Raw genomic sequence first — 12,869 nt, 5'->3', positions numbered from 1 at the left:
GATGGAACGAATATGGGGGTGAAGTCTAATATGGTACGGTATTTCAGGACTCTGGAAATATCAATTTTGGTTAACTCGGCGGCAGCCACTACTTACCGCCAACCGCCTCCCTCGCCCTCTTGGCTCTCGCCACATTCTCATCCCAGAATCCCAGGAATTGTTTAAGGGTTGGCGGCACATAGATGCTGTCGATATATTCTTCAGGCTTAAGTCCGTCAGGGTCATAAGCCTTCGCCCAGTCTGGCCATATCCTGCGCAAGACCATCTCTCGCCTCTCCCATATGCTGCCCTTGGCTGGGGTTCCATCCGGGTTCATGCCTTCCTCGATGGTGTTCCAGTTCTCTATGCCCAGTCTCCCCTCTTTCCACAAGTCAAGGGAATTTCGCTGGATGTTACCGAAATCTGTTGAGAATGGAACCCCAAGGAGGTCGGTGTTCTGGTGGAATTTCCTCTTTGAGGCTGTGAGTATCCTGGTCCTCTTCATGCCATACTTTGATTTGAGCAGCAAAACTGTTCTCTTGGTCAGGAGCGTTCCTGCATGGTCTATGGCATCCTCCTCAGCCTCTGGGTCAAAGGATATCCCTGCCTGCTTTACTGCATTCACAAATTCAGGGCTTGAAATATCCGCATCAGTGAGGCTCTTGACAGCACCAGGATTTATCTTCTGACGCAGCGGATTATCCTGCGGAAGCGCCTCAAGGAGGCTCTTTACGCGATAGGCCCTAATAGCATCGTTGAATCTCCCTATCATGCTGGTGACTACAGACCCACCAATGCCATCATCCGCCTTCTCGCCAGTCCGGGACTCGAAAAGCGAGATCCCTTCCTCTGTTGCAAGGCTCGCCGCCACCATCTGCGGCACCTCATATGACAAGGTGACATTTGTGAACATCCTCTCCTTGAGGGCATCCGGAAAATCAGGATGAAATCCTGCATTAAATGCCCTGACCACATTGATGGCGGCACGCCCCGTGCAGGCTATCTTGAAATGATTGTTGGATTTCCCGATGCGCCGCGCGCATAGCGACTGATATATCTTATCTGCCCCATCAAGCAGGATATCATCAAACGCCTTGACCCTGCTGCACAAGATGGCGTAGATCTCCCCACCTGCGTAGGTGAGCTTCTTCTCATCGTCATGCCAGTCGGGCCTGAGCTGGAACGCCACCCGTCCCAGCCCGCGAAGGAGGAATACAGATCTTAACCCCAGCATAGCATCTACGACAACCCATTCCGTGAATTTCGTCGCCGCCCAGTCATCAGGCATTCCGAGCCGTACCTGCTCCTCAGCGATTACCCTCCGCACATCCTTCCACGGGTTAGGGAAGCTCTTGATGAATTCCTCCGCCTCAGCTCCCCAGATGTTCTTGACCCCATCCATGTCATCCTCACCAGAGACAGCGATGACAGGGTTGGTGGTGCCGCCCAGGCTGCCTACCCTCCGGCACCTTGCTGCCTGAAGGCCATAGTCATTGAAGAACTGGGTCTCTGTCTTACCTTCCTCGCGTGCCATATAAAGTGATACATAATAGCTTTGCGGCGAATAGAGTTCTTTGAAGCATTCCAGGAAGTCATGAGGGTTCCCATATGGATCCCGCCCGGTGCGGGCCTGCCATTCATGTGCCCATCCTGCAAAGAGATTGTCGCCCTTGTTGGGGGCGAGGTCATCTCGTTTCATCTGCAGGAGGACAGCCTTCATATCTTCAGGCGCATCGTGCTCAAGCCTTGAAAGTGCCCCCTGGATGATTTCCTGCGCATGGCACAAGTCCTTGTCGCAAAGGATGTTCGGCCCAAAGAGAACCTTTGACCTCAGGTTGTGGCTCAAATCTGGAATTGAGTTCAGGGAATCCGCAATTCCGATGAGGTAAGCGATATACCGCCTTGTAACCTCATGCTGGTCCGGCGATATCTTTCCATACATGGCAGAGACGACCCTCTCGATATGCCCGGCAAAATCCTGAGGGGCGACGAAGAACAGGCTTTTCTGCCTCGCAATTTCAACATCCCAGCCAGGCATCATGCCCTGGACGCGGGCGTCATTTCCGCATAGAAGGTTGATGACGACCGAATCTGCGGGGCATTGCTGTGAATGTTTACAACAACTCATCTGAATCCCTCCAATGATAGACTAACATATTGATCTTCAAGTAGCATCTGATCAGCAAATAGGCCTATTGTGTAATATCATGTCGGCAAAACCTTTGACCAGATCGGACATTGTAACTATCGTCGTGGAACATTACCCCTAGTTCAGGAGAATCCTCATGTAAGCAAAAACCCGGAATCCCGTTCCCATATCTCCAGCTTGGCATCTGACCCCTTGCGCGCTCCACATGATTCCCGAATGAACAGCTTACAGGGAAGCTTCATCTGGACGGGCTCTAAGTTCTCGCCAGAGATCTTGTCAAACAGGATCGTTGCAGCTATGCGCCCGGCTTCCAATAGCGGCTGCGCTACAGAAGTAAGGGTTGGAATAAACGACAATCCTGCCCGAGTATTGTCGTGACCTACTATCGCTACATCATTCGGAACTCGCATCCCCTCTTCGTAGAGAGCCCGGATAGCCCCAAATGCTAGGAAATCATTGGCACAATATATAGCCGTGGGGCGATCTGAGGGCTGGAGACTGCCAAAAAGCTTTTTCGCCATCTTGTATCCTGCAACCTCGCTGGCAGGGAGATCAGGCTCTTCGACCACAAGTCTCCCATCATAAGGGATGCCGGCCGATTCGAGCCCATATTTATAGCCTTCAAAACTCCTCATGGAAGCTCTGCAGAAAGAAGGCCCGGTGAGCGGCGCCATTATACCTGCGATCCTCCTGTGTCCTAGTTTCACAAGGTGTTCTACTGCAGATGCCGCCCCTTGAACATTATCAATGAGAATGTTGCTGATATCTGGGTCCTGCAGATCCCGATTCACCAATACCAGGGGCATGCCTTTCAATTGCAGTGCCTCGAGATGAGAATTATCTACCGGCCTTGAATGCGAGACAAGGATAACCCCGTCAACCTGTTTTTGAAGCAAAAATCTAATACGTTCTCTCTCGAAATCTACCTGGGCCCCTACGTTGCATACTATGATATCATACTCATGCTGACTAGCGACCTCTTCTATGCCAGCGATAGATTGTGAAAAAAGCGGGGTGAATATATCAGAAATAAGTACGCCGATTGTATGAGTCCTCTTAGTCCTCATGCTTCGAGCCACGATATTGGGCTGGTAGTTAAGCTTTTCCACGGCCTTGAGGACTTGCTTACGAGTCGCCTCGCTTATCTTCCTCCCAGGCGTTTTATTGAGTACCAGGGAAACCGTGGTATAAGACACACCTGCTTCCCTGGCTACATCCAATATGGTAGGAGAATGCTCAGCACGCCTCAACAATTTTCCTCCTCGCAAATCGGTCAAACGTTAAACCTGCATCTACTGAAGGTATTCGCTGCCGTCCCCGAAATTCCTTCAACCGCACTGGCCCATTCCCGGGGTCTATGAGGACGAACCGCCCAAAAATCCGGGAACGGGAACCCCCGGCGCCATCAATCAGTGAAGGACGACGCAGGGGGTCGAATACTCCTCCCCGCCTTCCCGGCGGCATTAGCACGAGAAAGAATTCATTTGCCAAGTGAATCTCAAGCAAGCGGCAATTCTACTTCTTTCCCTGTCCTGGCAGATTCATAGATAGCCAGGATGACCTCGACGGCCTTTCGCCCTTCCTCTCCGACGATAGCCGGATCCCGTCCTTCACGGATCGCTGCGACCATGTCCTCGATCTGAGGGAGGTGACCATGTCCCACGACTGCGGCAGGGTCGGATCGATCTATATTCTTCACTTCAGCCTCTCCCTCAGCCTTGAGCCTCTCCATCAAGCTCTTGTCCTCAGGAGTTGCATCGATAAAGTCCCATCTCGTAATGGCCTCTTCCGCCAGGGTAACCGTGCCCTTTGTTCCATATACCTCCAGTGTTGTCGGCAGGCCAGGATAACATGAGGTCGACCCTTCTATCACCCCTACCGCACCATTCTGGAACTTGACCATCGCTACGGCGATGTCTTCTACCTCGATCCTCTCATGGGCTACAATATCAGTAACTGCATATACGCTCTTCACAGGCCCCATAAACCATTGAAGGAGGTCTATCCCGTGAACTCCCTGGTTCATCAAGCAGCCTCCGCCATCAAGCTCCCAGGTGCCCCGCCATGCCCCAGAATCATAATACTGCTGGGTACGGTAATACTTAAGATACGCGCTCCCGGAAATGAGCTTGCCCAGCTTGCCCGAATCGATCGCTTCTTTAATGAGCTTACTTGACCTCTGGAAACGCCTTTGGAATATGACACCCAGCTTTACCCCGTTCTTCTTCACCTCTTCGATAATCCTGTCAATCTTAGGGAGAGTGATTTCCAGCGGTTTCTCGCAGATGATGTTCTTGCCCGCTCTTGCAGCATCGATACATCCTTGCATATGGAGTCCACTCGGAAGACATATATTAGCCACGTCTACGTCATCACGAGATAGAAGATCCTTGTAATCAGTGTAGTACGGCACCCCATATAATTCCCCAAGGGCTTTGGCCCTTTCCTCCACGATGTCAGCCACTGCCACCAATCTAGCGCCGGAAGCTTTCGAAATGGCAGCAGCATGTGACTTTGATATCACCCCGCAACCTATGATCCCAAAACCCACAGTCTCTTTCATGATACTGGCGCAATTTATGCGCCGTTCCCTCCCCTCATCGGTCCTTGCGCTTTATATCTTTGTGCCTATCCCAGGCGCGGTGCAAACCTAATTGGTCATCTAAATTGGTCATCTAAGAGACTGTTGAACTTCCCTGGAAGCTGCCAGTTTGGCCGAGCACGACGACGGTTTTACGCGATTCAACCGGGCTGATTTGACAAAATGTGGGAAACATCAACAGCCTCATCTGTGCCGCCTTCCTTCCCTCTTTCACAAGTTCGATAATCATATATGCAGTCTTTATAAGCCTAAAAAACTATAAGCAACTAAACTCATCGCCAAAAGCCCTGCTCCCCGTGGCTGCCAAGCGCCCATGCGCCATCATCCCATGGCTCAGACTCTAGGCGCATTTTGAGCAACCTATACATATGGAAAATATGGCTTTTGACAACCTCATGCGAGATTACTGAAATAAGATAAAGAAGAATTCGATGAAAATGCTCCGTTTCCTGCTGCAAATATACCAGAGAATTAGCCGGGAGCCTATATATTTGACCCATATCAAATATGAGCTTACCCATCCATAATACCTCAACAGGTACTTGGCGAAACCCTACCTTTCAGGTTAGAATTAAGACATGATAGCTACAAGCATAGAGGCGGGGGCCTGATAGCTACGCAAGAACGAATAGCTTATTGGATCGAAATGTCCGATTATGATTTGGAGACCGCGGAAGCTATGTTATCTACGAGTAGATTGCTATACGTAGGCTTCATGTGTCATCAAGCTGTCGAAAAAGCTCTAAAAGGTTATTATGTATTCATCAACCGCAATGATCCGCCATATACACATAACCTATCTTACCTCGCGAAGCGTTCAGGACTATACGATCTGCTCAATGAAAAACAAAAGGACTTCTTGGATACATTGGAACCGCTGAATATTGAGGCCCGATACCCTACCTATAAGGCTAAGCTTCTTCAATATCTAAACCTAGAACGCTGTGCGATCATAGTTAGTGAAACAAGGGGGGTTCTTGCAATGGATAAGGCAGAAGCTATAAAGCTCGTGAAGAAGTATTCAAGGCTACTCAGCAGACGTTTTCCTGCCAAAATGGTGATCCTATACGGTTCATATGCTAAGGGTACCGCAAGGCCTGACAGCGATATCGACGTAGCCATAGTAGTTGATAAGTTCGATGGAGACCTCTTAGATGCTCACATGAAGCTATTCCAACTGAGAAGAAACGTAGATATCAGGATCGAGCCAGTTCTGATAGATGAAAGTAGTGAACGAGATGGATTTTTGAAGGAGATATTATCTACGGGATATGTGGTGTATCGAGCTGGCGGGCCACCCAATCTCAATAATGGGAGCACATAGGGCAGGCAGTCCGCTTTACTGCCCTAACGATGCCAGCGCAACATAAAAATACAGGTAGGGACGCTCTATTCCCCACCTAGCGGGACTTTCCTAGTTAGCGAACAGACAAAAACGAGAACCCAGGTACCACAAGGGTTTCCGACCTTGTACTCCTGTTACTAACTGGCTAGCCGGTGCATCGCCTCCAGACCGAGAGTTTGAGTAGGCATACATTGCTACCACCGTGCGCATCGCCCCGAATACCTCTTTCTTGGTCCGATACGCCAGCACGCCTCCAAACTGGGAGCCTTCCAGGGGCACAAACTCAGTCTTTGGCACCGCTAAAAGCTCCGGATAGTGGCTTGGCACGAGAGATCCCACGAACCCCATAGCATCCGAAAGCCGGAGTATGTTCTTCTTGAAATTATTACCTTTGTCCAGGATGAGCGTTACATCCTGACACTCGCCTGCCAACTCCGTTGCCACCTGATACAATGCTGCCACCGCCCCGGACGAGAATACTCGTGCCATATGCGGCTCTGCCCCGGCGCCTTCCAGCTTAGCCACGATGTCCTCTGCCTTACCCAGGTACTTCTGCCATACCACTCGTGACTTTCCATCCACCCATCCTGTTTGCACCACGTAGTAGTAGATGTGTCCCTTTATGTTCTTCTTGACGATTGTTGCCATGCCGACGCCTCCTGGATTATTAGGTACAGGATAGTCCGACATAGCATGACAGAATTCCTTCTTTTACATGTCAAGTTACACATATTTCGGGGCATTTTCTCGTGACATACTGATGTCATCACTCAGTCGATGGTCGCACTTCGTTAGGTAACATGAGAAAATCCAGATGTATCAAGGGTTTCCGGCCTTCTTTAGACGTAACTAGGAAACTCCCGCTAGCCCACATATGCATCATGAATAGACACGCCACGGGTGCAATTTGCCTTGAGAAAGCATACCTTGAACATAAGAGGACATTGCCCCGGAAAGAAGTATTGCATCTAATATGAGGGGATGCCTGGTGAACCTGAAAGATCTGGCAGCCCGGCCTCTGGACTGGCTGCGGCAATTCCTGCAGGTCTTTAGAAAAAGTGGTCCTGTTCATGTGCACAGGCGCCTCGCTTCATCAAAGGGTCTTGTGCTACCGAGGCCCCCTGCTTCTCCTGAGGGAAGCGCGTCGCAATCACCGGCCACCCTCGATGAAATCAGCCTGGCCCTAAACGAATTGACCATATTCATGAGACGATGGTTCACCTCAGATCTTCCCCATGAGGTGTCTGTGTTCATCCCCCATGCGGAGGTACGCATTCGTAAAGGGCGCGGGACCGAAGAGACAGATATAACCCTGGAAAGTATTACAGTTGTCCATTCCCCTCGTTTCCCTCCCAACTCTAGTTCACACAAAGATGGCGAGCGAGGTTCAATCTCATAGACAATCAAATCTAAGGGAGACCATCTGCCGGATGGAAATAGCAGAGCCTCCACAAAGGTCCATATGTGGCAACATATATGGCAAACGGCGATGCGGCAATTTACCATATTGCCAACCCTTCAAAATAGTGCTATCATTCAAATCGAAGAGAACATCAAATAGAAATGCCGAACCTTCAGGGCAGGGTGAAATTCCCGACCGGTGGTGGTACCCTCTCGTTTGAGGGTTGAGTCCGCGACCCGCACAGAACCCCATGTTCGATGCGGCTGACCCGGTGAGAACCCGGGACCGACGGTAAAGTCCGGATGGAAGAAGGTTTTATCGCGCGAATCTGCCTTTGGATGAACAATTCATTGGCAAGACACGACAAACCTGTGGGCCCTGGAGGAATTCCAGGGCCCTTTCGATTCTCCCGATCTTGCTCCACCTTCTAGAGCATATCCGATTTCCCCGTTGGGTTCGGCAAAAACATGAGGAGGTCTAGAGATATGACCAGAACTAGAACCATCGTTACCCTCGGCATCCTTTCCGCGGTGTCAGTAGCCCTTTCCATCTTAATAAGGTTTCCCATCTTTCCTGCCGTGCCAGACTTGATCTATGAACCCGCGGATGTGCCAATCCTCATAGTAGGGTTTGCCTTTGGCCCCCTGGCAGGAATCCTCGTCACCGCGGTAGTTGCCCTGCTCATGGCGCTTATCACTAGCTTGGGAGGCCCCTTCGGAGCATTCATGCATTTTCTGGCAACCGGGGCGCTCGTTGGCGTATCGAGCCTGCTCTATCGTCGCATCCACACCAAATCAGGAGCCGCCATTTCTCTAGCCGCCGGCACCGTAGCGATGACAGCTGTGATGACCCCGGCCAATATTATCTTCACGCCTATTTTTTATGGAATGTACGGGTGGACTACAGCGAAAGTGATGAGCGTCATCTGGTGGATCATAGCCTTCAATATAGTGAAAGCAGGGATCAATTCCGCGATTACATTCCTGGTCTATAAGAGAGTGGCCTCGTTCATTAGGAAAATGGGGGAAGCCAGGCATATCAAGAGCGGTGCAGGAATCTCCTCGAAACTTCCGCCCTTGAAGATATGATCGCGGTGGTCACCGTATCGCGCCGGGTCCTCGGGGCCCGGCGAAACTCCTTGAATTTCAACTATTTCCTATAATGCCACATAACCGCCAACAGGAGGACCAGGAAAGTCGCACCCAAGGGCGGATGCTCTCGTCCAATATGATTTCTGGCTGTCCATAATCCTATGTCGTTTCATATGGATAGGCGTTGAGTTTGCACCACAATATATTGTTATGGTAGATTCTTCTTACCACAATATATTGTATGTATTCGCGGGGATCAAAGAAGGGAAACCTGTTCTTGCGTCAGATTCTCCTCTCCTGCGAAAAGGAAGTGACTTCTCATGGCATTAAAGTTGTCTCCAAATGCTATAACCGTCCTCGAGCGAAGGTATCTCAAAAAGCAAGACGGGAAGGTCGTCGAAACGCCGGAAGATATGTTCCGCCGCGTAGCGGCTAATGTGGCGTCAGTGGAAGGGAAAGTGCACGGAAAGGATCCCGATTTCGTAAAGGGCATGGAAGAGAGGTTCTATGACCTAATGGCTAGCCTTGATTTCCTGCCTAATTCCCCAACCCTGATGAACGCGGGGCGTGAATTGCAGCAGCTGGCAGCGTGTTTTGTCCTGCCTGTAGAGGATTCGATGGAGGGGATCTTCGATGCTGTGAAATATTCTGCCCTTATCCAAAAATCCGGAGGAGGCACCGGATACTCATTTTCGCGCTTGAGGCCGAAAGGCGATGAAGTCTCCTCCACAGGTGGCATCGCCAGCGGTCCCGTGTCATTCATGAAGGTTTTCAACGCCGCGACAAACGCCGTAAAGCAAGGTGGACGACGCCGAGGCGCTAACATGGGAATACTGCGAGTGGATCATCCAGATATCATGGAATTCATCCACTGCAAAGAGAATGATACTGAGCTTACGAATTTCAATATTTCAGTGGCTGTAACTGACGATTTTGTGAAAGCGGTTCGGGATGACAAGCCCTTTGATCTTATAAACCCGCGAACCCGCAAGGTAGTGAAGACCATTCCGGCGCGCGAGATTTTTGATGCGATAGTGGAAGGCGCATGGAAAAACGGAGAACCAGGTATCGTCTTCATCGACAGAATCAATAACGATAATCCTACCCCCCAGCTCGGAGCCATAGAGAGCACGAATCCTTGCGTAACCGCTGATACCTGGGTGATGACTGGTGAGGGGCCGCGGCAGGTCCGGGAGCTAGTAGGCCGGCCCTTCACGGCAATAATCAACGGTAGACCTTACGCTACAGGCAAGGAGGGTTTCTTCAAGACAGCAACCAGGCCGGTCGTAAGGCTTCGCACCCGGGAGGGGTACAGCGTCCGGCTCACCGCCGACCACCGAGTGCTGCGAGTGGCTGAGCAGACTCGTTATCGTATTACTCCGGAGTGGGTCCCGGTAACAGAATTGCAGCCGGGCGACCAGATTCTCCTTCATAACCACCGTATCCTGTCTGGTTGGCCCGGTGAACTAACGGAAGGTGAAGGCTATCTCCTGGGGCTCCTCATTGGCGATGGTGTCTTAAAGCAGGACAGCGCCGTGCTTTCTGTCTGGGCCAGGAAGCAGGCTGTGGGTAGCTCGTCCTCTCTAGAAACAAGCGGTGCAGAAACAGTTATGGAACTGGCATCAAATTACGCCAGATCCTTACCCCATCGTTCCGATTTCCGCGGCTGGATGGCCGTTGGAGGTCGTGAAGAATTCCGCCTTAAGTTAGCTAGTTTAAGAACGCTGGCCCAACGAGTAGGGATGACCCCCGGCAATAAGACCATTACCCCGGCCATTGAACGCGCTTCCTCAGATGGGTACCAGGGTTTCTTAAGGGGCCTGTTTGACTGCGATGCCTCGGTCCAGGGGAACCATGAAAAGGGAATTAGCATTCGCCTAGCCCAGAGCAACCTCGATCTTTTATACGCCGTCCAACGCATGCTCATGCGTCTAGGTATCGCCAGTATAGTCTACCCAGAGCGCCGCCCGGCCGGAAGCCGTGTCCTGCCAGACGGTAAAGGGGGTATACGGGAATATAACGTCAGACCCCAGCACGAATTGATTATCACCGGCGACAACTTGGCCCTCTTTGCAGAGCGGATCGATTTTGGCGACAGCGAGAAGAGAGCAAAGCTCCATTCTCTCCTGATGTCCTACCGGCGCAGGATGAACCGTGAACGTTTCGTTGCTACGATATCGGACATCGAAGATGACGGCGTTGAAGACGTCTATGACGTTCAGGTGCCCGGTATTTGTGCCTTCGATGCCAACGGCATCTATGCCCACAATTGTGGCGAACAGCCACTTCTTCCCTATGAAGCCTGCAACCTTGGTTCTATTAACCTCGCACATATGGTTAAGCAGAGTGAAAAGGGCAAGGCTGAAATAGATTACGATCACCTGGAGGATACTGTAAGACCTTCAGTGAGATTCCTTGATGATGTCATCGATGCAAGTCGCTACCCCCTGGACCAAATCGCCCAGATGGTTCAGAAAAACCGCAAGATCGGCCTTGGAGTCATGGGATTCGCTGATATGCTTATACGCCTCGGGATTCCATATAACAGTGAACAAGCCGTATCCACGGCCAAAGAGGTTATGTCCTTTATACAACGCATCGCGCGGGATGAATCGGCGCAACTGGCCAGGGAGAGGGGGGCATTTCCGGCCTTTGAAGGTAGTATTTATGATAAGCGCGGGGAAGGACCCTTCAGGAATGCCACCACCACCACTATAGCGCCTACTGGGACAATAAGCATCATCGCAAATGCCTCCAGTGGAATAGAACCCCTATTTGCTGTGTGCTATGTGAGGAATGTGCTTGATAACGACCGTCTGGTTGAAGTGAATCCCCTTTTTGAGGCCATGGCAAAAGAGCGCGGATTTTATAGCAAGGAACTAATGGAAAAGATAGCGGAGATCGGATCTGTTCAAGGAATGGCAGAGGTGCCGGAGGATATCCAGAAGGTCTTTGTGACCGCACATGACATTGATCCGGAATGGCATGTGAAGATACAGGCAGCTTTTCAGGAATTTACAGATAATGCCGTGTCTAAGACGGTGAACCTGCGATATGACGCTACTATAGACGATGTCCGGAAGATCTTCCTCACAGCCTATGACCTCGGGTGCAAGGGTGTAACCGTATATCGGGACAAAAGCAGGTCATCCCAGGTCTTGCAGGTGAGTTCACCCGCCGGGGCTGGGGGAGGACAAGGTAAAGTCGCGCCTGAGGACCTTCGTACGGCTCAGCCGCTTACCCAGCCTGCGACGCAGTCTATGGACCAGACATCGAAGGATGTTTCTACGGGGCCATCCCATCTTGCCAAACCTGGAGCCCAGCCCGAAGGCCCAGGCCAGCCAGTAAGACGAGGAAGGGCCCAAATGGTCCCGCGGCCGAGGCCCCAGGTGACTTATGGACGCACGGAAAAGGTGCTGACAGGATGCGGGAATGTATACGTGACAGTCAATGAGGACGAGGAAGGTCTGTGTGAGTTATTCACTTCCATTGGAAAATCTGGAGGGTGCGCATCAGCGCAGTCTGAGGCTATAAGCCGGCTTATCTCAGTCGCGCTCAGGGCCGGGGTTAATCCCGAGGCAATCGTGAAACACCTGCGGGGTATCCGGTGCCCCTCACCATCATGGCAAAAAGGCGGCCCGGTGCTATCGTGTCCAGATGCAATCGGGATCGTTTTGGAGCATTACTTGAATGAAAAGGCAGGGGCCAACAGGCCGACACAAAATCATGAACATGCGGCTTCAAAGCAGCCGGAAGATCCAGCGGACAATGATGCTGATCCGAAAGATCCGGATCCAGAAGGTCCGGACTCGAAGTACCCGCATATGCTAGATCCCGATCCCCAGGATCCGGACTCCGATGAAGCCTGGGACGGCCTGACCGGCGCCTGTCCTGAATGTGGGGGCCATATGAGACACGAAAATGGCTGCGCTACATGCATGTTGTGCGGGTATTCCAAGTGCAGCTGAGCGCGGCCTATTTGGTTATTTCCAATAGTAGACATTATTTGCCGATTGATGTAACATAAGACTAGGCCAGATTGGAAGCTAGAGAAAACTATCGAATTTAACTCCATGGGGTTATGAAGAGGTGGAGACAAGATGCAAAAGCGGTTCACTATGATCTATTGGAAAGGTGAGCGATTCTGGCTGGGAAAGTTACTTGAGTATCCGGAAATAATGACCCAGGGAGAAACGTTAGAGGAATTAGAGGAAAACCTTAAAGATGCTTATAAACTGATGGTTATGGATGAGGTGCCGGAAGATTATCAAACGAAAGAGATTTCGATATGAATCGCGATG

The 12,869-nt window shown here is 51.1% G+C and carries 9 protein-coding genes, 1 pseudogene and 1 riboswitch; of the genes and pseudogenes, 6 read left to right on the top strand and 4 right to left on the bottom strand.

Annotated features, from left to right (window positions below; all coding sequences use genetic code 11):
- Positions 1-88: 88 nt before the first annotated feature.
- The 3 genes from HPY52_08825 to HPY52_08815 all read right to left on the bottom strand — a co-directional run bounded on the left by HPY52_08825 (position 89) and on the right by HPY52_08815 (position 4,691).
- Entirely contained in the window at positions 89-2,107 is a 2,019-nt protein-coding gene (locus HPY52_08825) for a hypothetical protein (protein NPV80364.1), read from the bottom strand.
- Positions 2,108-2,262: 155 nt separating this feature from the next.
- Positions 2,263-3,378: a LacI family DNA-binding transcriptional regulator gene (locus HPY52_08820; GenBank protein NPV80363.1), complete on the bottom strand. Its 1,116-nt coding sequence runs from the start codon at positions 3,376-3,378 to the stop codon at positions 2,263-2,265.
- A 248-nt stretch (positions 3,379-3,626) separates the two neighbouring features.
- Complete coding sequence (locus HPY52_08815) at positions 3,627-4,691, bottom strand: Gfo/Idh/MocA family oxidoreductase (protein ID NPV80362.1); 1,065 nt, start codon at positions 4,689-4,691, stop codon at positions 3,627-3,629.
- Positions 4,692-5,376: 685 nt separating this feature from the next.
- On the opposite strand from HPY52_08815, the gene HPY52_08810 reads away from it, so the two are divergent.
- Positions 5,377-6,054: a HEPN domain-containing protein gene (locus HPY52_08810; protein ID NPV80361.1), complete on the top strand. Its 678-nt coding sequence runs from the start codon at positions 5,377-5,379 to the stop codon at positions 6,052-6,054.
- Positions 6,055-6,144: 90 nt separating this feature from the next.
- Here HPY52_08810 and HPY52_08805 read toward each other — a convergent pair whose 3' ends face one another.
- Positions 6,145-6,723: a hypothetical protein gene (locus HPY52_08805; GenBank protein NPV80360.1), complete on the bottom strand. Its 579-nt coding sequence runs from the start codon at positions 6,721-6,723 to the stop codon at positions 6,145-6,147.
- Positions 6,724-7,063: 340 nt separating this feature from the next.
- Between HPY52_08805 and HPY52_08800 the strand changes: the two genes are divergently transcribed.
- The 5 genes and pseudogenes from HPY52_08800 (at position 7,064) to HPY52_08780 (ending at position 12,860) form a co-directional block, all read left to right on the top strand.
- Positions 7,064-7,474 (top strand): hypothetical protein, encoded by a 411-nt coding sequence (locus HPY52_08800; GenBank protein ID NPV80359.1) that lies wholly within the window; start codon positions 7,064-7,066, stop codon positions 7,472-7,474.
- Positions 7,475-7,641: 167 nt separating this feature from the next.
- Positions 7,642-7,795, top strand: a riboswitch (FMN riboswitch).
- A 167-nt stretch (positions 7,796-7,962) separates the two neighbouring features.
- Entirely contained in the window at positions 7,963-8,565 is a 603-nt protein-coding gene (locus tag HPY52_08795; GenBank protein ID NPV80358.1) for an ECF transporter S component, read from the top strand.
- A gap of 323 nt (positions 8,566-8,888) precedes the next feature.
- Positions 8,889-11,729 (top strand): annotated as a pseudogene (locus HPY52_08790) (ribonucleoside reductase class II).
- Between the two features lie 99 nt (positions 11,730-11,828).
- Positions 11,829-12,536: a TSCPD domain-containing protein gene (locus tag HPY52_08785; protein ID NPV80357.1), complete on the top strand. Its 708-nt coding sequence runs from the start codon at positions 11,829-11,831 to the stop codon at positions 12,534-12,536.
- A 132-nt stretch (positions 12,537-12,668) separates the two neighbouring features.
- Positions 12,669-12,860 carry a type II toxin-antitoxin system HicB family antitoxin gene (locus HPY52_08780; GenBank protein ID NPV80356.1) on the top strand — a complete coding sequence of 64 codons (192 nt, stop codon included), beginning with the start codon at positions 12,669-12,671 and terminating at the stop codon, positions 12,858-12,860.
- Positions 12,861-12,869 lie beyond the last annotated feature (9 nt).

The organism is Bacillota bacterium (genome assembly GCA_013178415.1).
GTDB lineage: Bacteria > Bacillota > SHA-98 > Ch115 > Ch115 > Ch115.
This window is presented reverse-complemented; position numbering and strand designations above follow the sequence as displayed.

Bases quoted from the DNA above. Each gene is read 5' to 3' on its own strand.
- HPY52_08825 (NPV80364.1), bottom strand. From the start codon at position 2,107: ATGAGTTGTTGTAAACATTCACAGCAATGCCCCGCAGATTCGGTCGTC.
- HPY52_08815 (NPV80362.1), bottom strand. From the start codon at position 4,691: ATGAAAGAGACTGTGGGTTTTGGGATCATAGGTTGCGGGGTGATATCA.
- HPY52_08810 (NPV80361.1), top strand. From the start codon at position 5,377: ATGTCCGATTATGATTTGGAGACCGCGGAAGCTATGTTATCTACGAGT.
- HPY52_08805 (NPV80360.1), bottom strand. From the start codon at position 6,723: ATGGCAACAATCGTCAAGAAGAACATAAAGGGACACATCTACTACTAC.
- HPY52_08795 (NPV80358.1), top strand. From the start codon at position 7,963: ATGACCAGAACTAGAACCATCGTTACCCTCGGCATCCTTTCCGCGGTG.
- HPY52_08785 (NPV80357.1), top strand. From the start codon at position 11,829: ATGGACCAGACATCGAAGGATGTTTCTACGGGGCCATCCCATCTTGCC.
- HPY52_08780 (NPV80356.1), top strand. From the start codon at position 12,669: ATGCAAAAGCGGTTCACTATGATCTATTGGAAAGGTGAGCGATTCTGG.